General features: G+C 75.7%; 17 protein-coding genes. 10 read left to right on the top strand and 7 right to left on the bottom strand.

Annotation, left to right across the window (positions count from 1 at the left end):
• The first annotated feature begins 41 nt into the window (after nt 1–41).
• The 5 genes from AB0G13_RS13680 (at nt 42) to AB0G13_RS13660 (ending at nt 3,601) form a co-directional block, all read left to right on the top strand.
• Complete coding sequence (locus AB0G13_RS13680) at nt 42–725, top strand: HAD-IA family hydrolase (RefSeq protein WP_357873367.1); 684 nt, start codon at nt 42–44, stop codon at nt 723–725.
• 299 nt (nt 726–1,024) lie between these two features.
• Nucleotides 1,025–1,966 carry an ABC transporter ATP-binding protein gene (locus AB0G13_RS13675; protein WP_357873364.1) on the top strand — a complete coding sequence of 314 codons (942 nt, stop codon included), beginning with the start codon at nt 1,025–1,027 and terminating at the stop codon, nt 1,964–1,966.
• Nucleotides 1,963–2,700, top strand: a complete 738-nt coding sequence (locus AB0G13_RS13670) for an ABC transporter permease (protein WP_357873362.1) — start codon at nt 1,963–1,965, stop codon at nt 2,698–2,700. The genes AB0G13_RS13675 and AB0G13_RS13670 overlap by 4 nt, the downstream gene beginning before the upstream one ends.
• A gap of 253 nt (nt 2,701–2,953) precedes the next feature.
• The gene (locus AB0G13_RS13665; RefSeq protein ID WP_357873360.1) at nt 2,954–3,199 is read left to right on the top strand and encodes a DUF5988 family protein; all 246 of its coding nucleotides are present in this window, start codon (nt 2,954–2,956) and stop codon (nt 3,197–3,199) included.
• A gap of 21 nt (nt 3,200–3,220) precedes the next feature.
• Nucleotides 3,221–3,601 carry a VOC family protein gene (locus tag AB0G13_RS13660; RefSeq protein WP_357873357.1) on the top strand — a complete coding sequence of 127 codons (381 nt, stop codon included), beginning with the start codon at nt 3,221–3,223 and terminating at the stop codon, nt 3,599–3,601.
• Nucleotides 3,602–3,773: 172 nt separating this feature from the next.
• Here the strand turns inward: AB0G13_RS13660 and AB0G13_RS13655 are convergent, their stop codons facing one another.
• The 7 genes from AB0G13_RS13655 to AB0G13_RS13625 form a co-directional block, all read right to left on the bottom strand.
• The gene (locus AB0G13_RS13655; protein WP_357873354.1) at nt 3,774–5,498 is read right to left on the bottom strand and encodes a hypothetical protein; all 1,725 of its coding nucleotides are present in this window, start codon (nt 5,496–5,498) and stop codon (nt 3,774–3,776) included.
• A 6-nt stretch (nt 5,499–5,504) separates the two neighbouring features.
• Entirely contained in the window at nt 5,505–6,956 is a 1,452-nt protein-coding gene (locus AB0G13_RS13650) for a VWA domain-containing protein (protein WP_357873351.1), read from the bottom strand.
• Nucleotides 6,957–6,991: 35 nt separating this feature from the next.
• Nucleotides 6,992–9,175: a tetratricopeptide repeat protein gene (locus AB0G13_RS13645; protein ID WP_357873348.1), complete on the bottom strand. Its 2,184-nt coding sequence runs from the start codon at nt 9,173–9,175 to the stop codon at nt 6,992–6,994.
• Nucleotides 9,172–10,041, bottom strand: coding sequence for a hypothetical protein (locus AB0G13_RS13640; protein WP_357873346.1), 870 nt, complete (start codon nt 10,039–10,041; stop codon nt 9,172–9,174). The genes AB0G13_RS13645 and AB0G13_RS13640 overlap by 4 nt, the downstream gene beginning before the upstream one ends.
• Before the next feature lie 14 nt (nt 10,042–10,055).
• Nucleotides 10,056–11,141, bottom strand: coding sequence for a transporter substrate-binding domain-containing protein (locus AB0G13_RS13635; protein WP_357873344.1), 1,086 nt, complete (start codon nt 11,139–11,141; stop codon nt 10,056–10,058).
• Nucleotides 11,138–12,532, bottom strand: coding sequence for a hypothetical protein (locus tag AB0G13_RS13630; protein ID WP_357873341.1), 1,395 nt, complete (start codon nt 12,530–12,532; stop codon nt 11,138–11,140). Before AB0G13_RS13630 ends, AB0G13_RS13635 begins: the two co-directional genes overlap by 4 nt.
• 246 nt (nt 12,533–12,778) lie before the next feature.
• Nucleotides 12,779–14,017: a helix-turn-helix domain-containing protein gene (locus tag AB0G13_RS13625; RefSeq protein WP_357873340.1), complete on the bottom strand. Its 1,239-nt coding sequence runs from the start codon at nt 14,015–14,017 to the stop codon at nt 12,779–12,781.
• A gap of 84 nt (nt 14,018–14,101) precedes the next feature.
• On the opposite strand from AB0G13_RS13625, the gene AB0G13_RS13620 reads away from it, so the two are divergent.
• From AB0G13_RS13620 to AB0G13_RS13600, 5 genes are all read left to right on the top strand, one after another.
• A complete protein-coding gene (locus AB0G13_RS13620; protein WP_357873337.1) occupies nt 14,102–15,193 on the top strand; it encodes a ferredoxin reductase in 1,092 nt (363 codons plus the stop codon).
• A 14-nt stretch (nt 15,194–15,207) separates the two neighbouring features.
• Entirely contained in the window at nt 15,208–16,350 is a 1,143-nt protein-coding gene (locus AB0G13_RS13615) for an acyl-CoA desaturase (protein ID WP_357873334.1), read from the top strand.
• Between the two features lie 257 nt (nt 16,351–16,607).
• Nucleotides 16,608–17,780, top strand: coding sequence for an alanine--tRNA ligase-related protein (locus AB0G13_RS13610; RefSeq protein ID WP_357873331.1), 1,173 nt, complete (start codon nt 16,608–16,610; stop codon nt 17,778–17,780).
• A 306-nt stretch (nt 17,781–18,086) separates the two neighbouring features.
• Nucleotides 18,087–19,880, top strand: a complete 1,794-nt coding sequence (locus AB0G13_RS13605) for a non-ribosomal peptide synthetase (RefSeq protein WP_357873329.1) — start codon at nt 18,087–18,089, stop codon at nt 19,878–19,880.
• The coding region (locus AB0G13_RS13600) for an AMP-binding protein (protein ID WP_357873326.1) at nt 19,877–20,085 on the top strand (209 nt) is incomplete at its 3' end. The genes AB0G13_RS13605 and AB0G13_RS13600, both read left to right, overlap by 4 nt.

Here is a 20,085-nt window from a genome sequence, read left to right as displayed (position 1 = left end):
ACCCCTACCGGCGGGCGTGGGCCGGGTCGGACGGGCGGGAGGTGGCCTCGGTGGACGCGGACGCGACGGCGTGGACGGCGGCACCCGACGGTGTCCGGGCGGTGGTGCTCGACCTGGACGGGGTGCTGGTCGACAGCCTTGCCGTGGCCAGGGAGGCGTTCGCCCTCGCGTACGCCGAGGTGGTCGGCGGCGGCCTGGCCCCGGTGGAGGAGTACTGCCGCCACCCGGGCCGGTACCTGCCGGAGGTGCTGGAGCTGATGGGCCTGCCGGCGGCGCTGGCCGGGCCGTTCGTCCGGGAGAGCAACCGCCTCGCGCACCGGGTCACCCCGGTCGACGGGGCGCCGGAGCTGCTCGGCACGCTGCGCCGGCGGGGGATCGGGCTGGCCGTCGCCACCGGCCGCAGCGGGGTCCGCGCCCGGGACCTGCTCGGCCGGCTCGACCTGCTGCCGCTCGTCGACCACGTGGTGGGCTCGGACGAGGTTCCCCGGCCGAAGCCCGCCCCCGACATCGTGCGGCGGGCGCTGCGCCTGCTCGGGGTCGGGCCGGGGGAGGCGCTGATGGTCGGCGACGCGCCCAGCGACCTGGCCAGCGCGCGGGCGGCCGGGGTGGTGGCGGTGGCCGCGCTGTGGGGCGAGTCCGACGAGGAGACCCTGCGCGCCGCCGGCCCGGACGTCGTCCTACGCCGGCTCGACGAACTGCTGTCGCTCTGCCCGGCCCGGCGGTGACCGTGCCCGGCCCGGCGGTGACCGTGCCGCGTCGACGGACACCTGCGGTGACCGGTCGGCACCCCTGCCCCTGAGCCGCGTTTCCGGCCGGCACCCCTGTCCCGGGTCGATTTCCGGTTCGATACCCCCGATTTGTCAGCTGATCAGTTGATCGGCGCATCGGTTGGCCGGATGATGTCGGGCGTCGGTCGGCCTGGCTCCGGCCGGCACCGGCCCGTTCCCGTAAGCCGACGCCGCGATCAGCCGAGGGGTCCCGCCCTTCTCGACGGCAACCCGCACGTGAAGGAGGACCATCCCCCATGCCGGTCATCGAAGTCGATCATCTGCAGAAACGGTACGGCGAGAAGATCGCGGTCGACGACGTCTCCTTCACGGTGGAACAGGGCGAGATCTTCGGCGTGCTCGGCCCGAACGGGGCCGGCAAGACGACCACCGTCGAGTGTGTGCAGGGGCTGCGCCGCGCCGACGGCGGCACGATCCGGGTGCTCGGGCTCGACCCGATCCGCGACCGCACCGAGGTGCGGCAGCGCGTCGGTGCCCAGCTCCAGGAGAGCCAGCTGCCGGACAAGGTGCGGGTGTGGGAGGCGCTGGACCTGTACCGGTCCTTCTACCGCAACCGCGCCGACATCGACGAGCTGCTGACCGACCTCGGCCTGGCCGAGCAGCGCAACACCTACTTCCAGAAGCTCTCCGGCGGGCAGAAGCAGCGGTTGTCGGTGGCCCTGGCGCTGGTCGGCAGGCCGGAGGTCGCCATCCTCGACGAGCTGACCACCGGCCTCGACCCGCAGGGTCGCCGGGACACCTGGGACCTGGTCGAGCGGATCCGCGACCGGGGCGTCACCGTCGTGCTGGTCACCCACTTCATGGAGGAGGCGCAACGCCTCTGCGACCGGCTCGCGATCATCGACAAGGGGCGGGTGGTGGCCATCGACAGCCCCGCCGGCCTGCTCACCCGGGTCGGCAGCGAGCACCGGGTGTACTTCCGTCCCGCCCAGCCGGTCGAGGACGCCCTGCTGCTCGCGGCGCCCGACGTGACGGGGGTGTCCCGCCACGGCGACGAGGTGACGGTGACCGGCACGAAGGACGTGCTCCAGTCGGTCATGTCCGTGCTCAACGGGCGCGGGATCGACTACACGGCGCTCCGCGTCGAGCAGCCCACCCTCGACGACGCGTTCGTCTCCCTCACCGGCCGTTCGGGCCGGACCGCCGCGCAGTCCCCGACCGACGGGAGGTCGTCGTGAGCGCCCTGTCCAAGCTCATCGCCGTCGAGACGAAGCTGTTCCTCCGGGAGCCGGTGTCGTTGTTCTTCGTCTTCGCCCTGCCGATCGGCCTGATGCTCGTCTTCGGGTTGCCGCAGCGCGCCGGTACGGCCGCCGACACCGGGCAGCACGCCGAGCAGACCTTCCTGCCGTCCCTGGCGCTGGCCCTCACCATCGGCATGCTCGCGCTCTTCACCCTGCCGATGGCGCTGGGCATCTACCGGGAACGCCGGGTGCTGCGCCGCCTGGCGACCACCCCGGTGCAGCCCGGCCTCCTGCTGGTGGCCCAGGTGGTGGTCAACCTCGTGATGGGCGTCCTCGGCGCGGTGGTCACCGCGACCGCCGTACGGTTCCTGCTGGACCAGCCGGCACCGGCCAACGTCCCCGGGTTCGTGCTGGCCTTCCTGCTCGGGGTGGCGTGCCTCTTCGCCGTCGGCCTGCTGATCGCGGCGCTGGCGCCGTCCGCCAGGGCGGCGCAGTCGATCGGCCCCGCGCTGTTCTTCCCGCTGCTCTTCCTGGCCGGCGCCTGGTTGCCGCGCGACCGGATGCCGGCCGCCCTGGCCGCCATCGCCGAGTACTCGCCGCTGGGCGCCACGGTGGACACGCTCGGTGCGGCGTGGGCGGGCGCCAACCCCGAGCTGCCGCAGCTGATCGCCCTGGCCGTGACGGCCGTCGTCGGCTCCGTGGCGGCCACCCGGTTCTTCCGATGGGAGTGACCCTCCCCACGTACGTGGTCGGTGCGGGGGGCGTCGTGGCTGCCCAGGGCCGTTCCTAGGGGTGCCCTAAGGGTGTCGGCCGGATGTGATCTGAATTACGTTCGGAGCAGAACGGGCGGCCGGTCACCGACAAGGACGTTCGACCGCGCGGCGTCCGTTCACCCGGCAACGGGTGTCGTCAGACCTGTGTGGACGCGTCCGCCGCTCCGCGGCGGCTCGTCCGAGGTGTGCGGAATGCGACGGAGGTCGTGTCATGAAGGACGTTTCGCAAGCTGATCTGGTCACCCGGGACGCAGTCGGCGTCATCGACGTCGTCCTGGAGGGCGGCCCGGTCGATCTGCCGGCCGACCTGCGCAGCCGCCGGGTGGCGCAGGCGGAGGAGAAGATCAAGGTCCTGCACTACGGCGGGTACGAGCACTTCGAACGGGGCGCCACCCCGGGGGCGGTCGACCTCCCGGTGGTCTTCCGCTGGACCGGTCGGACCCGGATCGCCGAGTAGGGGAAGGGCGGCACCAGTCTCATGAGGGCACAGAACCACCGGCCGGGGCACTACCTGACGGTCAGCGACACGAACGAGGCCATCGCCTTCTACACGGACGTCTTCGACGCCGTCGCGATCGAACGGGAGTGCCTGCTCGACGGGCACGTCCTGCACGCGGAACTGGCCGTCGGCGGCCACCGCCTGACCGTGAGCGAGTGGTACGAGGCGGGCGCGACGTCGGCGGCCGAGGGCGGGGACGACGTGTTGACCATCGAGCGGACGGACCCCGAGTCGGTGCTGCGGCGGGCGGTGGCCGCCGGTGCCCGTGTCGAGACGCCGGCGGACCCGTCGCGTCACGTGACGCTGCGCGATCCCGCCGGCCTGTGCTGGGCCGTCGTCGGCCCGCAGCGGGCGGCGTAGGCGAGCCCCGCGCCCACCGCTGCGTCGGGCCGGATCACGTGGGAAGGGCCCGCGCTCACCGAGCGCGGGCCCTTCGCCACGGTGCCGCCGCCCGGACCAGCCGAGGAGCCGCCGGCTCCAGCCGGTCTCCGGCGTCACCGCCCTGACGCACCGCCGTCGCCCTGCCCGACGGTCAGCCCTCCGCCCGGGCCCGGTGGGCGTTGCGGGTGCGTACGGCGAAGAAGAGCGCCGCGGCCCGGCGGACGTCTCCCGGCCGCCCCGGATCCGTGGCGATCTCGTGCAGCAGGTCCCGGTCGGCCCGGTCCGCCGCCAGCGTCGTCAACAGCGAGAAGCACTCCCGCGCGGCGTCCCGGCCGGCCGGGCCGTCCGGGCCGCCGGACCAGTGGGTGAGCAGCGCCGCCAGCACGTCCGCCCGGAACGACGGCGTGCCGGCCCCGGTCGTGCCCCGGCCGGCGAGCAGGTGACCGGCGGCGACCGCCCCGTCCGGCTCCGCCAGCCGGGCGCGCAGGAAGGCCGGCGCGACGGCGGCCCGGCTGATCGCCTGCAACGCGACGAACCGCGCCGAGCTGGTGTTCATCAGCGTCACCCACTCGTCCGGCCGCCAGTCGCGGGCGAGCGGCCCCGCCGCCAGGTACTCCACCAGGCTGGGCCAGACCGAGGCCAGGGTGTGCCGGTCGGCCCGGAAGAGGTCGGTGGCGAGCAGGATCTGCCGTACGTGCGCGGGCCAGTCGGGCAGCACCGCCGCCGGGGGAGCCGGGGCGTGGGCCGCCGACCAGTCGACGACCGCCGCCACCGGGTCGCCGCCGGCGACGGCGGCGGTCGCCGCCACCTCGACGAGGTCCGTGTGCCGGGTGTCGAGCCAGGCGGCGACGGACCCGCCGTCGGGCGGGCGGCGCCGCAGCGCCTCGCAGGCGGTGTCGAGGCTGGCGCGGCCGCCGCGCAGCAGGGCGCGGACGAACTCGTCGAGCAGGGCGGCCGGGCCGGGCCCCGTGGCCGCTTCCGCCTGCCCGCCCTCCCAGACCAGCACCGCGACGGTGGCGGTGAGCGGATTGTGCACCGGCTCGGTGATGCGCTGCGCGTGGGTCCAGTCCAGGAACCGGCGGGCGGTGGCGCCGTCGGGGAACCAGCGGGCCGCCAGCAGCGCCACGTCCGCGTCGGTGAAGTGCGCCAGGTGGTACGCCGGGTAGCCGTCGCCCAGCACGGCCACCTCGTCCTCCGCCAGGTGCCGCGTGGTCACCAGGACCCGCCAGGGCCTCGGCGTGCCGCCCGGGCCGGGGGAGCGGGCCAGCTCCGCGAGGCGGTTGAGGACGACGGCCCGCTCGTCCGGGTCGGCGACGGCGTCGAGCGCGTCGACGCAGACCAGCCACCGCCGGCCGGGGGCGGGGGCCTGCTCGACGTCGAGCGGGGCGCCCTCGCCCGGGTACGCCTCGGCGAGCGCGGCGGGCAGCGGCTGGTGCACCAGGGCGGCGGCCGGCAGGCTCACCAGCACCGGCCCGGGCGGGGAGCGCCGGCGCCGGCCGCGCCCGGCGAGCCACCGCCGCGCCGACCGGGCGCTCTCGTAGCGCACGAGCGCCGTCTTCCCGCTGCCCGGCTCCCCGATCAGCAGCACGTTGCCGGTGCCGGTGAGCAGGTCCGCCACGTCGACGCCGTCGCCGGACGGGGCGAGTCGCGGCACCGCGCGGCGCGGCACGTACACCTCGGACAGCGGCTTGACGTAGCCCCCGAAGCGGCGCGGGTGGACGATGCCGGCATCCGCCTCCCGCCGCCAGACGGGGCGCAGCGAGGTCCACCAGCCGCGCCGGCCCCGGGTGTGGCGGCGGACGGCGACGACCGCGGTGGCGAGGGCCAGCGTGCCGCTGACGACGCTGGCGACCTTGTCCGAGACGTCCAGGTCCATCGGCGGTCAGGACCGGTCGGCGCCGGGCCGGTCCGCCGACAGGTGGTGGGCCCCGCACCCCTCGCAGTACGCGCCGCCCTGCTCCTCGCCGCAGTGCCGCCACGGCGCGGTCGGCCCGGCCGGCGCGGCCCGCTGTGCCGGCGGCTCCTGCGGACCCCACCGGGACGTGTGGTGGGCCACGACCAGGGAGGACTGCGTGAGCCGCGCGTCGACGTCGGGCTTGAGGCGGACCCGGCCGCCGGCGGCGTCCAGGACGTCCACGACGCGGGCGAGCAGGGCGACGTCGTCGTCGCGGCCCGTGGCGTGGGCGAGCGCCACCGCGTGCCCGAGGTGCTCCTCCGCCTCGGCGACCCGCCCCGCCCGGGCGGCCGCCAGCCCCCGCTGGACGGCCGCCGCGTAGTCCTGCTGGCGGGTGTAGTACGCGACGCTCTCGTTGATCTCCGAGTACCGCAGGGCGTCCTCGGTCCACTCCACGGTGAGCGGCGCCTCGACCGGCGCGGCGTCCGCCCCGGCGTGCACGCTCAGCCAGCCGATGCGCCGCCGCGCCCCGGGCGCCATCGCCTCGACCTCCAGGGCGACGTGGTAGTCCCGCTGGTCGTGCGGGCTCCACGCGCCGACCGGGTAGTCGGTGGCCAGCTCGCCGGCCGGCTCGCCGCGCCCGCTCAGGTCGGCGAGCGCCGGGTGCACCTGCTTGACGAAGCGGACCCGGGCCAGGCCGGTGGTGCGCACCCGGAGCCGGACGTCGGGGACCCGCCGGGACATCGCACGGGTCAGCACCGTCCGGAACTCGTCGGCGAGCCCGGTGAGGTCCTCGACCGGCACGACGGGGTTGGCGCCCAACGCCTCCGCGATGCCGAGCAGCTCCGCCGCGTCCCAGTCGTGCACGCCGTCGGAGGAGCCGATGGCGCGGCAGTCGACGGTGAACCGCCCCACGCAGTCGTCCACCGCCGCCCGCAGGTCGGCGGGGCGTTGGGACTCGTTGCGCCCGTCGGTGAGCAGGATGACGTGCCCGATCGCGTCCGGTCGCGTGGCCAGCAGGTGGCGGGCCAGCAGCAGCCAGGCGCCGATGGCCGTGCCGCCGTGCGGCGTCACGTGCCGCAGGGCGTTTCGGGCGGCGGCACGGGTGGTCTCGTCGGCGACCGCCAGGCGCCGGTCGCCCGGGTAGACCATCGTGGCGTGGGCGGTGCCGGACACCACCGCGAACGCGACCCCGTCGGGCAGGGCGTCGATGGCTGCGGCGGTGGCCAGGCGGGCGGCGCGCATCTTGGCCTGGGGCGCCCCCATCGAGCCCGACGAGTCGAGCAGGATCACCTCCGCGAGGTCGTCGTGCCGGACGTCCGCGTGGGCCGGTTCCTCGCCCCGGACGGTGGCGACCACGTCGAGGACCGCCCCGTCGGCGGAGACGCACTCGGTGTGGTGCACGCTGAGCCGCAGCGGCAGATCGTTGGCGGGGGACACGGGTGACCTCTTTCCGTCGGGGCCGGCGGCCGGGATCACCACCACGTCACCGGCCGGTACGCGTTGGCCAGCTCGACGAGCGCGATCCGCTCGCGCCGGTCGGCGGTGCGCCGGGCGCGGGACCGGCACCGGCGCTCGAACGCGCGGCGCAGGGCGTCCTCGTCGAGCCGGTGACCGAACAGTCGCCGGCCGTCGTGGCGCCCCTCGGCCAGGTCGCAGTCGAGCGCGATCCGCAGGATGTGCGCCTCCACCTCCTCGCGTTCGCCGAACGGGGGCAGCTTGTCGACGATCGCGGCGGCGTCGAGCGCCGCGTCGAGCCGGTGCCCGTCGTCCGGCGCGTCGAGCAGGATCCGCACCGCGCAGGTCACCGCCACCGTCGAGGCGCGGGAGGACTCCGGCACCCTCAGCAGGGCGTCCGCCGCGCTGCGCGCGTCGGCCGTCGCCAGCAGGCAGCGGGCCAGCCCGAACGCGGCGGCCACCACGCCCGGGTCGGCGTCCCACACCCCCCGGTAGTGGTCGGCCGCCGTCCGCGGGTCGCCGTCGAGTTCGCAGGCCACCGCGTATGCCAGCCGCGTGGAGACCTCGCCGGGCAGCCAGCCGTAGACCTGTTCGAAGTGGCGTCGGGCGGTGGCGGCGTCCCGGGCCACCAGGGCCACCAGGGCGCGGTGCCACCACAGCGACCAGTCCCGCAGTTCCTCGGGGAAGTCGGCGAGCAGCGGGCCCGCCTCGTCCACCCGCCCGGCGGCGAGGTGGGCCCGGACTGCGCGGTAGGTCACCTGCGCGGTGCGCTGCGGAGCGGTCCGCAGCAGCTCGATGAGCTCGGCCGGGTCGGCGGGGCCGAGTGAGGCGAGGAACCCGGCGGCCGGGTCGGCGCCGTCGACCAGGGGCACGGGCAGGCCGAGCATGATCTCCACGACGTCGAGGGCGTCGCGGTCGGTGTGCAGGGCGAAGGCGCACGCGGAGGGACTGAACAGGGTGGAGCGGGTCGGCCGGGGCACGCCGTCGGCCGCCGAGCCGACCTGCCGTCGTACCCCTCGGACCTGTTCGCGCATCTCGGCCGCGGAGGCGAACCGGTCCTCCGGTTCGGCGGCGGTGGCGCGGGCGAGCAGCCGCAGGAACGGGTCGAGCCGGGCCGGCACGGGCAGCCGCAGCACGTCCTGCCCGGGCGGGATCCGGGTCACCTCGGTGGACCGGGGCACCAGGGTCAGCGCGGCGAGGGTCCGGCCGACGGTGTAGAGGTCCGACCGCACGCTCGGACCGGCGGGCCCGAGCCGCTCCACCTCCGGCGCGGTGTAGCCCATGGTGCCCCACGCCGGGCTCACCTTGTTGTCGATCCGGCGGGCCGCGCCGAAGTCGACCAGTTTGATGGGATCGTTGGTCCCCTGGCCGCCGACCCGCATCACGTTCTCCGGCTTCAGGTCGCAGTACAGCCAGCCCTGGTCGTGCAGGTACTCGAAGGCGTCGAGGATCTGCACGGCGTACCCCAGCGCCTGCGCCACGTCCACGGCGCAGGACCCGCCGCCCGGGCCGGCCGCGCTGCGGGCCTCCTCCAGGGTGCCGCCGTTGACGTACTCCATCACCAGGTAGCCGGCGTCCCGGTCGGACTCGGGCCGCAGGGCGTGGGTGATGGTGACGATCCTCGGGTGGTTCAGCGCGATCAGCGCCTGCCGTTCGGCGACGAACGCCGCGATGGCCTCCCGGTCCTCGGGGTTGCGTTGCCCCTTCAGCACCCGCCAGGCGCCGTCCATGTCCTCGTCCCGGGCGAGGAACACCCAGCCGACCCCGCCGTTGCCCAGGCAGCCCTCGATCCGGTAGCGCCCGGCGCGCAGGTCGCCGTCGGCCAGGGGCGGGGTGAAGGAGTACCGGGTGCCGCAGTCCGGGCAGAACCCGGCGACCCGGGGCAGCCGGGGGCCGCGGTGGCGGTGGCACCTCGTGTTGCCGCAGTAGCGGGAGTGTTCGGGAACGACCGGCTGCGACACCACCGCCGTCAGGGGATCGTGCGGCCGTGCGGTCGGCAGCACGGCCGGTCGCTCCCACGGCCGGGACGTCGTCCGCAGCGGCCGCGGGTCGGGGTCCGCAGCCCGGGCCGGTCCGGCAGCCACGTCCGGCCCGGCGCCCGCGCCGACCCCGACGCACTCGTGCCCCCACAGCCGGCAGAACCCGTCCTGGTCGACGGTGCCGGGGCAGTTGCGTTCCGCGCAGCCGCGGCTCGCCGTCATCGCGTACCCCCGTTCACGGCCTGCTGGTAGGCCCGCACCGCCCGGCTCGCGGCGGTCACGGCGAAGGCGTCGGGGCGCAGCGCGGCCAGCGCCTCCCGGTAGGCCCGCTCGACCGCCGGGTGCTCGGCCCGGCCCTCGTCGGCGGCCTTCTGCCGGTACGCCTCCAGCCGCCCGGTGAGCTCCACGTGGCAGCTTCGGCGCAGCCGGCGTCGCGCGGTGTCGGTCCGCTCGACCGCCCGGTCCACGGTGGCCCCCAGGGACCCGTCGTCGCGTTCCGGCCCGACGTCGCCCCGCCACCACTGCCCACGGCCCGCCGCCTCGGCGGTGGCGAGCCGGTCCAGCAGCCCGTCGACCGCGAGCGCCGCCAGCGGATCCGTCCCGTCGCCCAGCCCCTCGCCGGCGGCCTCCGCCGCGAGCCGCCGGAGCCGCTCGACCGAGGAACGCAGCCGCTGCGCCCGGACCGCCAGCCGGTCCCGGCCGTACGCCTCCACGATCCGGCGGATCCGGGCCACGTGCTCGCGGGCCGCGGCCAGGATCTCCTGGACGCTCATCGCCTCCACGTGCACCGGCTCGCCGGTGGCCGCGGTGAACCGGACCTGGCACGGGTCGGCCAGCAGCCGGCCCAGGGCCTCCTCGCCCGTGCCCGTGGACCGGTCGATGCCGTCGAGGTCGTCGACCAGCCGGTCGAGGGCCAGCGACAGGCAGCCGAGGCGGTGCAGCAGGTCCCGCGCCTCCCGCGCGGGCGCCGCGGCCGGGCCGTCGGGCTGCCGGAAGGCGTCCGTGACCAGCTGCTGCACGTCGAGCAGGTGCTCGCAGACCCAGGTGTGCGCGGCCAGGGTGGCGTCGAGGCGTTCCCGCACGGCCATTCACCCACCGCCCATCAGTCGGCCGGCCGGGGGGTGGCCGGCACGGGGTCGGGGGGCGGCCACACGGTCGTGACCGGTCCCGGTGACGGCATGCCCCGGTCCCGGTGCCCGGCGAGCCACCGGTCGTGGGCCTGCTGCCACACCGTCGCGGTACGCGGCTGCGCCAGCACGTGGTTGACGAACGCGACCAGCTCCCGGCCGTCGGTCAGGCGGAACGCGAAGGCGTGCGGCTCGTCGGTGAACCAGGTGCAGTTCTCGTCCCGGTGGTGGTCGCAGGAGCGCCGCTCCGGCCGGGGCGCCTCGGTCACCAGCGTCGTGTCCGGGGCCATCCGGGCGAAGCCCAGCAGGATGTTGTCGTCGGTGCTGACCCCGTCGACCTGGCCCTGACGCAGCATGACCAGGCAGTCGATCGGGTGGGGGGCGTGCACCGGGACCGGCCGCAGGCCTCCCGTGGTGCGGTAGCCGGCGATCATCGCCAGCGAGGTGGTGTTCGCGGCGGCGCAGACCCGCCGGCCGCCGAGCTGTTCCATGCCCGCGTACTCGGGCGTGCCGTCGGTGCGTCTGCGCACCAGCACCGTCTGCCCGGAGTCGAGGTAGTCGTTGGAGAACAGCACCCGCCGGGCCCGCTCGCAGGACGCCGTCAGCGAGGTGGCGACGACGTCGATCTCGCCGTTCTCCAGCATGGTGAAGGCGCCCTGGCCGGGCGGCACCGCCTTGAAGGTGAGCCGGCCGCGCGGGTCGTCGGCGGGCCAGAGGGCACGGGCCACCGCCAGCATCAGCTCGATGTTGAAGCCCTCGAACCGCTGGGTGCGGGCGTCCCAGTGGCTCATCGTGGCGTCCGACGGGTCCACGCCCGCGACCAGTTCGCCCCGGTCGAGGATCCGGCGCGGGGGTGTGGGGTCCGGTGGGAGGCTGCGGCGCACCGGGCAGACCCCGCCCGTCGCGTCGGTGGTCGGCGCCGTCGCCACCCCCGGTGGCCGCGCCGGGGGCGCGGGAGCGGGTGGTGCGGGCGCGGCGCACCCGCCCAGACCCGCCAGGAGCGCGGCGAGCGCAGCGGCCCGCCGTCGGGTCCGCGTCGAGGCACGCCGGGGTGCGGTCACTGGTACTCCAGGTAACGCTGGCGCAGCCCGGCGACCACGCCGGCGGCGGCGAGCAGGGTGACCCAGGCGGATGCGCCACCCAGGTGGCGGCGCGCCTCGGGCAGGTCGGCGACCATCCGGGAGACCTCCTCGTTGCGGGTGGTCAGTTCGGTCAGCAGGTGCCCCTCGGCGGCGACGAAGGCCCGGCCCGCCGACCCCTCGGCGAGCACGGTGTCCACCGCGTTGCGGAAGGCGTTCGGCGTCTTGCTCTGCCGGGCAGGCCAGACCGTCTTCTCCAGGGCGGTGCAGTCGATCCGGTCCCCGGGCGGCGCCGGCGCTGCGGCCGGGGCGAGGCAGAGGTCCCGGCCGTCGAAGTCCGCCTTGTGCCCGGCCGGGTCGACGCTCGCGCCGAGCCCCAGGTAGACGTCGGCCCGGCCGGCGAGCAGGGCGCCGAGCCGCTGCTGGGTGGCGCTCTGCGCGTCGATCGCCCGTTCCAGCTCCGGGAACCGCCGGTCGGCGTCGGGCCAGTGGAACCACGACGAGACCAGCATGGCCAGTACGGCCGCGGTGCCCACCGAGGCCAGCAGCAGGCCCGCGTTCAGCCGCCGCCGGGTCCGCCGGCGCAGCCACACCTGCACGACCACCAGGGCGGCGAGGGTGCCCAGCGGCACCAGGACGGACGTGGCCAGCCAGGGCCGGGCGTCGGCGCGGGCGTCGAGCAGCAGCCTGGTGTCGTAGTTCCACAGGCCCTGGGCCGCGGTGAGGAGCTCGGTGGACATGTAGTGCGACGCCTCCCGGGCGTAGGCCGAGGCGAGCACCGCGCGGGCCGCCGGGCTGCCCGTCGCGGCCTGCTCCGCCGCCCCCGCCGGCGGGCAGGGCTGCCGGTTCCCGGCGGCCGCCGCCGGGAGTGGACCGGCCACCCGCAGGGCGGCGCACACCACGTCGCGGTAGACCTTCAGCCGGGCGGCGATCGTCGCGAGCCGGGTGAGGCGGTCCGGGTCGCCGGCGGCGTTGCCCATCGAGTCGGTCAGCGTGCGCTCCACCTCGTGGACGGACGCGTCGTAGGCGGCCACCAGCGACGCCCGCCGGTCCTCGGCCGGCGGGAGCAGGAAGACGGCGCTGGCGGCGACGTCCGCGTCGGCGAGACCCTGGTAGATCTCCCGGGCGGTCGTGCTGGTGGCCACGGCGGTCGCCGCGGAGCGCTCGCCCAGCGTGGTGGCCGGCGTGCGGGACTGCACGGCGACGGCGGCGGTGGCGGCCAGCGCGGCCACCAGCACGGCGCCGCTGAGCACGATCAGCGCCGGGGTCGTCCGGAGCGCGTCGCGGAGCCGACCGGTGTGACCGAGGCGCGCCGGCCCGGTGGCCGGAGCCGGCCGGTCGGCCCCGGGCTCGTCCCCCGTGTGCGACGCCATGCCCGTCCTTCCGCTCGCCGGGGCCCGTCCGGCGGCCCCCTGGCGGAAGGCGTCGCGGTACCGGAGGCGGCCCCGTCGCCCCGCCGGGCGACCCACCGCTGGCCTGCGGCGGAGGCCGGCAGCCGGGCGATGATCGCGGGCGGGGAGGACCAGGGTGGCACTTCCCGTGCACGGCCGGCACCCGTATGTCCGGTATCTGACCTCGGCGGGTCGCCGTCCGACCACGGCGGGAGACGGCCGGTCCGGTCAGGGCGGCGGGTCGTCGGCCCCACTCCGGGGCGGGAAGGCCAGGGCGAGGGTGAGGTCGAGGACGGTCGCCGGGTCGGTCAGGCGCTCCCCGTACAGCTCGCGGAGCTTGCCCATCCGGTAGCGGACGGTCTGCGCGTGCACGAAGAGGTCGGCGGCGACGTGGTCGCGTCGGCCCTGGTGCAGCAGCCAGGAGCGCAGGGTCTCGGCGAGCCGGTCGGCGGTGCCGGGCGGCAGCGACGCGAGCGGCGCCAGGACCCGGGCGCGCAGGTCGGCGAGCCCTTCCGGATCGGTGCTCAGCACCAGCTCGGCGAGGTGCTCCTCGGTGTCGAGCGCCGGCCCGTCGTCGGCCGGGCGGAGGCCGAGGGACAGGGCCCGGACGGCGCGCTGGTAGGAGGAGGCGACCCGGGTCCAGGGCCGGGCGGGGCCGAGCACGGCGCGGCGTCCGTGCAGCACCCGGGCGAGCTGCCGCCGCCGCTCGCCGTGCGTGTCGGGCACCAGCAGCACCGCCAGGTCCTCGCCCGCGCCGCCCGCCGGCGGGTCGTCGCCGCTCTCCAGGGTGTGCGGGTGCAGCCGCGCGAGGGCGGCCCGGAGGTTGGCCCGGGGCAGCAGGACGACGGTGAGGGTCTGCGGTGGCGGCCAGTCGGCCCGCTCGGCGCTGCGCAGCAGCGCCTCCTCGGGCTCCCCGGCGAGCAGCCGCTGGGTGAGCCGCTCCAGGCTGCGTCGCCGGGCCCGCCCGGCGCTGGCCAGCTCGTCGGCGTGGCCGGCCACGCTGGCGGCGGAGAGCTCGTCGATGTACGCGAACATCAGCTCCGCGAACTCGGCGACGGTGCCGGCGGACGACCCGCCCTGCACGGTGGTGGTGGACATCTCCCGCCAGGAGACCCGGGCGCCGACGCGGTACGCGGCGAGCAGGGCGTCCATGCTCCGGCCGGAGCGCGCCTCGCCGCTGCCGAGGGCGTAGGCGGCCTCCAGCGCGCCGACGAGCGGGGTGCTCGGGTCGCTGCCCTCGGAGCGCCCGATGAGCTGGAGGAACGTGCCGAGCGCGATCTGCACCGCCGTCTCGATCTTCTCGCGCATCTGGCCGGTCAGGGTGCCGGAGTAGCTGGGCACCTCGGCGGTGATGGCGGTGATGGTGCGCTCGGCGAGCAGGGGCAGCCGGTCGTGCAGCGCGCCGGCCACCCGGGCGTCCAGCTCGAGGCGGGCCGCGCGCCGCGTGGCCTCCGAACGCTCGGACACGTTTGTTCCCTCCGCACAAAAAGGCTCGTTCGGTTCACCTTCGCAGGTCAAGATTTTATGCCATCCTGCCGCGACGATCGAATCATGACCACCACCGTCCCGAACCCCTCCGGGAAGGCGGCCCTGCGGGGCCGGATCCTTCGGCTGGCCGCGTCGGTCACCACCCCGCTGCTGCCCGACGACTACCTCGACATGGTCGCCCCGCTGCGCTCCGGCGCCGACCTGCGCGGCCGGATCCTCGCCGTACGCCCCGAGACGGCCGACGCGGCGACGCTGGTGATCCGGCCCGGCCGCGACTGGCGCGGGCACACCCCCGGGCAGTACGTCCGCCTCGGCGTCGACGTCGACGGCGTACGCCAGTGGCGGGCCTACTCGGTCACCTCCGCCCCGGCCCGCCGGGGCGCGCCGATCTCGGTCACCGTGAAGGCCATCCCCGACGGGGTCGTCAGCAACCACCTCGTGCGCCGGACCCGGCCCGGGACGCTGGTCCAGCTCGACCAGGCCCAGGGCGACTTCGTGCTGCCGGGCCGGCCGCCGGCCCGGGTGCTCTTCGTGACCGCGGGCAGCGGCGTCACCCCCGTGATGGGGATGCTGCGCGCCGGCGTGCCGGGCGACGCCGACATCGTCGTGGTGCACTCGGCGCCCACCCCCGCCGACGTGATCTTCGGCGCCGAGCTGCGGGACCTGGCCGCGCGGGGCGCGATCCGGCTGGTGGAGCGGCACACCGGAACCGACGGGCTGCTCACCGTGGCCGACCTCGACCGCCTCGTGCCCGACCACCTCGACCGGGAGACCTGGGCCTGCGGCCCGCTCGGCCTGCTCGACGCCCTCGAGGCGCACTGGACGGCCGCGGGGCACGGCGACCGGCTGCACACCGAGCGGTTCCGGCCGACCGTCATCTCGCCCGGCGAGGGCGGCACCGTCACCTTCGCCCGCTCGGGCGTCACCGTCGACGCCGATGGGGCCACCCCGCTGCTCGACGCCGGCGAGAACGCCGGGGTGCTGATGCCCTCGGGCTGCCGGATGGGCATCTGCTTCGGCTGCGTCCTGCCGCTGCGCCAGGGCGCGGTTCGGGACCTGCGCAACGGGGAACTGACCACGGCGGTGCCCGGCGACGGCGTCCGCATCCAGACGTGCGTGTCGGCCGCGGCCGGCCCCTGCGACATCGACCACTGACCGGAGTACCTGACGTGACCGTGATCCAGAACAAGCCCGACAACCCGATCGCCCACCTCAGCGCCGAGGACATCGAGACCATCGGCAGGGAACTCGACGCGATCCGCGACCGGGTGGTCGCCGACCGGGGCGAGCGGGACGCCGCGTACATCCGCCGGGTCATCTCCACGCAGCGCAAGCTGGAACTGGGCAGCCGGGTCGTGCTGCTGTTCTCCCTCTTCCCGCCCGCCTGGATCGTGGGCACGGCCGGCCTGACGGTGGCGAAGATCCTGGAGAACATGGAGGTCGGCCACAACGTCCTGCACGGCCAGTGGGACTGGATGCGCGACCCGAAGATCCACTCCACCACCTGGGAGTGGGACCACGTCTCGCCCGCCGACCAGTGGAAGCACTCGCACAACGAGCTGCACCACACGTACACGAACGTCCTCGGCAAGGACAACGACCTCGGCTACGGCATCATGCGCGTCGACGAGGACCAGCGGTGGCACCCGTTCCACCTCGGCCAGCCGCTGTGGAACTTCATCAACGCCTGCTTCTTCGAGTACGGCATCGCCGCGTACGACCTGGAGCTGGGGCGCAACCTGCGCAAGGGCCGGCACAAGAAGCCGGAGTTCCGGGCCCGGGCCCGGGCGGTGGGCCGCAAGATCCGCCGGCAGGTGCTCAAGGACTACGTGGTGCACCCGCTGCTGTCGGGGCCCTCGTTCCTGCACACGCTGGCCGCCACCTTCACCGCCAACCTTCTGCGCAACCTGTGGAGCCACTCGGTGATCATGTGCGGGCACTTCCCGGAGGGCGTGGAGACCTTCTCCAGGCGCTCGATCGAGGGCGAGACCCGCGGCGAGTGGTACCTGCGGCAGATGCTCGGCTCGGCCAACATCAGCGGTAGCCGGCTGATGCACATCATGACCGGCAACCTGTCGTTCCAGATCGAGCACCACCTCTTCCCGGACCTGCCCAGCAACCGCTACCAGGAGATCGCCCCCGAGGTGCGGGCCCTGTTCGACCGGTACGGGCTGAAGTACACCACCGGCTCGCTGCCCCGGCAGGTCTTCTCCGCCTGGAAGAAGGTCGTCCGGCTGTCGCTGCCGAACCGGAAGGCGCCCCGCCGGGTCGACGACCGCCCCGCGCCGGCCCTCGCCGCGTCCGGGGTCTGACCCGCCGCCGGCGCCGCCGCCCGCCGCGAAACGCGCTGGGCGGCGGCGCCGGCCTCCGCGTACAGTCGGGGCATGGAGATCAGGCACCCCTTCGCCGCCGCGGCCGAGCGAGCTTCGCGCTCGTCGGTCGCCGCCGCCTGACCTCACCAACACCCGCCGGCGACCGGAAACGGTCCGCCGGCTTCTTCGTATCCGTCGGCCCGCCGGTCCCCGGCGGCGGACCCTTTCCGGTCGTCTGACCCGGAAAGGCCACCGCCATGACGTACGACCCGATCAGCCGCACCTTCCTCGACTTCTTCCGCGAGCGCGGCCACGAACTCGTGCCCGACGGCTCCCTGATCCCGCCGCCGGGCGACCCGGTGCTCTTCACCACCTCCGGGATGCACCCGTTGACCCCCTACCTGGAGGGTTTGCCCCACCCGCTGGGCCGGCGGCTGGTGAACGTGCAGCGCTGCCTGCGCACCACCGACCTGGACGAGGTGGGCGACCCGACCCACCTGACCCTGTTCTCGATGCTGGGCTCCTGGTCGCTCGGCGACTACGACCTGCCGCGCAGCTTGCAGTGGGGCTACGAGCTGCTGCGCGACGGCTTCGGCGTGCCGCACGACCGGATGTACGTGACGGTCTTCGGCGGCGACGACCAGGTCGGCCCGGACGAGCCTTCGCTGCGTACGTGGGGGGAGCTGGGCCTGCCCGTGGAGCTGACCGGGGAGGAGAACTGGTGGTCCAACGGGCCGACCGGGCCGTGCGGGCCCGACACGGAGATCTTCCTCTGGACCGGCGACGGCCCGCCCCACGGCACCCCCGGCACCGACGACCGGTGGATGGAGGTCTGGAACCACGTGGGGATGCGCTACCACCGCCACCCCGACGGTCGACTGTCGCCGCTGCGGCAGCCCAACGTGGACACCGGGATGGGCCTGGAACGCCTGGAGATGGCGTTGCGGGGCCACCGCTCGGTCTTCGAGGGCGAGGGACTCGTGCCGTGGGTCCGCGCCGTCGGCGACGTGTGGGGTCTCCGGGACGAGCCGCTGCGCGTGGTGGGCGACCACCTGCGGTCGAGCGTGGTGGTGGTCGGCGACGGAGTGCGGCCGTCGAACACCGGCCGCGGCTACGTGCTGCGTCGGCTGCTGCGCCGGGCGCTCACCACACTGTGGCGCGACGAGCCGTCCCGGAGCCTGTCCGACCTGCCCGCTGAGCCGGCGCGGCACACCCTCGACGGGTTCCGCCAGCGCGTCACCGTCGACGAGGTGCGCGAGGTGCTCGACGGCGAGGATCGGCGGTTCCGGGAGCTGCTGCGGCGGGGACGTCCGGTGGTGCTGCGGCGCCGGCAGCGGGGGCCGCTGACCGACGAGGACTACCGCGACCTGCACGACACCCACGGGCTGCCGCGCGACCTGGTCGCTGGCCTGCTCGCCGGGGTCGGGTGAGGCATTGGCCGCCGTTCCCGCGTCGTGGCGCACGGTTCCGGCAGCCGGCGCACTCCAGGCGCGGCTGCCGGGTCCGCGGTGGGCTTCCCACCGGCTCCACCTAGCGAAGACGGCATCCGCGCGTCAATAGACCTACGTGCATGAAAATGAAGGCGAACGCCGTTTCGGCGGTTACCCTCGATGATGGTCGTGACACGTCATGTGGTGCCAGGATGGTTCGCGTAACAAGCGTTAACGCGCTGTTACGTGCCCCTGCCGCCGCGCGACCTGGAGAGCCACTGTCGTGACCCGACCCTGCGGGGAGCCATGACCGCCACCGCCCGTGCCGGTCAGCACCGCCCCACCTCCGTCCCCGCCGAGGTGCTGCGCAGCGCCCGGACGTACCCGGAGCGACCGGCCGTCGTCGACAGCCACCGCACGCTGCGCTACCGCGAGCTCGTCACCGCCGCCACGGCGCTCGCCGGAGCACTGGCCCCGGCGCTGGGCGCGAACGGTCCCGGGGAGCGGACCGTCGCGGTCCTGCGGCCCCGCACCGTCGACGCGGTCGTCGGGCAGCTCGCCGCCTGGTTCTGCGGCGCCGCGTTCCTGCCCCTGGACCCGGCGCTGCCGCCGGCCCGGATCGCCGGCATCCTCGCCGACGCCGGCTGCCGGGTCGCCGTCGCCGCCGAGGAGCACGGCGACCGTCTGCCCGCCGGGGTCACGGCGGTGCGCGCGGGCGGGGAGAAGCACCTGCAACTGCCCGACGTCGACGACCTGGCGTACCTCATCTCCACCTCCGGCTCCACCGGCCGGCCCAAGCAGGTCGAGGTCGCCCACCGCAGCCTGTGGACGGTCCTCGACTGGTACGCGACCTTCTTCCGTCTCGCCCCGGGCGTGCGGACCGCCGCCTTCGCCGGGCTGGCGTTCGACGCCGCGCTGCTGGACCTCTGGGCGCCGCTGATGCGCGGCGCGACGGTGCTGCTGGCCGACGAGTCGGTGGCCCGCGACCCGGAGCGGGTGGCGACGACGGTGCGCGAGGTGGACCACTGCTTCCTCACCACCCCGCTCGCCGAGCACCTGCTGCGCGCCGGCGCCGGCACCGGGCGGCTACGCAGCCTGGCCACGGGCGGCGACCGGCTGCGCACCTGGCCGCCCGCCGACTTCGGTGCCGCCGTGCACAACCTGTACGGCCCCACCGAGGCGACGATCCTGGTCACCGCCACGTCGGACCTGCGTCGGCACACCGACCGGTCCGGCCCGCCGCCGATCGGGCGGCCGGTGGCCGGCGCCCGGCTGACCCTGGTCCCGACCGCCCCGGAGGACGGCGGGCAGCGGGGCGAGCTGGTCGTCGCGGGGCCGGTGCTGGCCCGTGGCTACCGGTCCGCGCCCGCCGAGACCGCCGCCGCCTACGGCGCCACCGGCGGGGAGCGGCACTACCGCACCGGGGACCTCTGCCGGCGCGACCCGGACGGCGAGCTGCACTTCATCGGGCGCACGGACAACCAGGTCAAGGTCCGCGGCCACCGCATCGAGCTGCGGGAGGTCGAGTTCGCCCTGCTCGCCATGCCCGAGGTCGGCCAGGCCGCCGCCGGCACGCTGGACCGGGACGGGCAGACGCTGCTGGTGGCCTGGGTGGTCGGCACGGTCGACGCCGACGCCGTGCGGAACTGGCTGCGTGAGCGGCTGCCCGCCGCGATGGTGCCACACCTCGTGGAACGGTGCGACGCGCTGCCGCTGACCACCAACGGCAAGCTCGACCGGGCCGCGCTGCGCGCCGCCACCGCCCGGCGGCTGGCCGGCGAGCGCCGTCACGACGCGCCGGGGGATCGGCCCGCCCCGCCGGAGGAGGCCGACGCGCCGGGGGAGGCCGAGGCGGCCGTGGCCGAGGCGTGGCGGGCCGTGCTGGGGACGCCACCCCGACCCGACGACGACTTCTTCACCGTCGGCGGCGACTCGCTGCTCGCGGTGCGGCTGACCGCCCAGGTCCGGCAGGGCCTGCGGGTCGACGTGCGCGCCACGTTGCTCTACGAGCACCGGCGCTTCGCCGACTACCTCGCGGCCGTCGAGGCGCTGCGGGCCGGCGGGCCGGTCGCGCCGGACGGGGTCGGGGCGGCCCGGTGACCGGCACCCTGCTGACCCACCTGCTCGCCGCCGCCGACCGGAGACCGGACGCGGTCGCCGTGCACGCCGAGGACGCCGTCGTCACCTGGGCCGGGCTGCGTGAGCTGGCGGGCCGCTACGCCGCCGGGTACGCCGCGCGCGGCGTCGGCGCCGGCGACCGGGTCGCGGTGCTGCTGGAGCCGGGCGCGCACGCGCTCGCCGCCGC

Origin of the sequence: Micromonospora sp. NPDC023633, assembly GCF_040640035.1 — a bacterium.
Classification (GTDB): Bacteria; Actinomycetota; Actinomycetes; order Mycobacteriales; family Micromonosporaceae; genus Micromonospora.
Note: the sequence above shows the minus strand (reverse complement) of the source record. Positions and strands in the feature narration are given on the sequence as shown.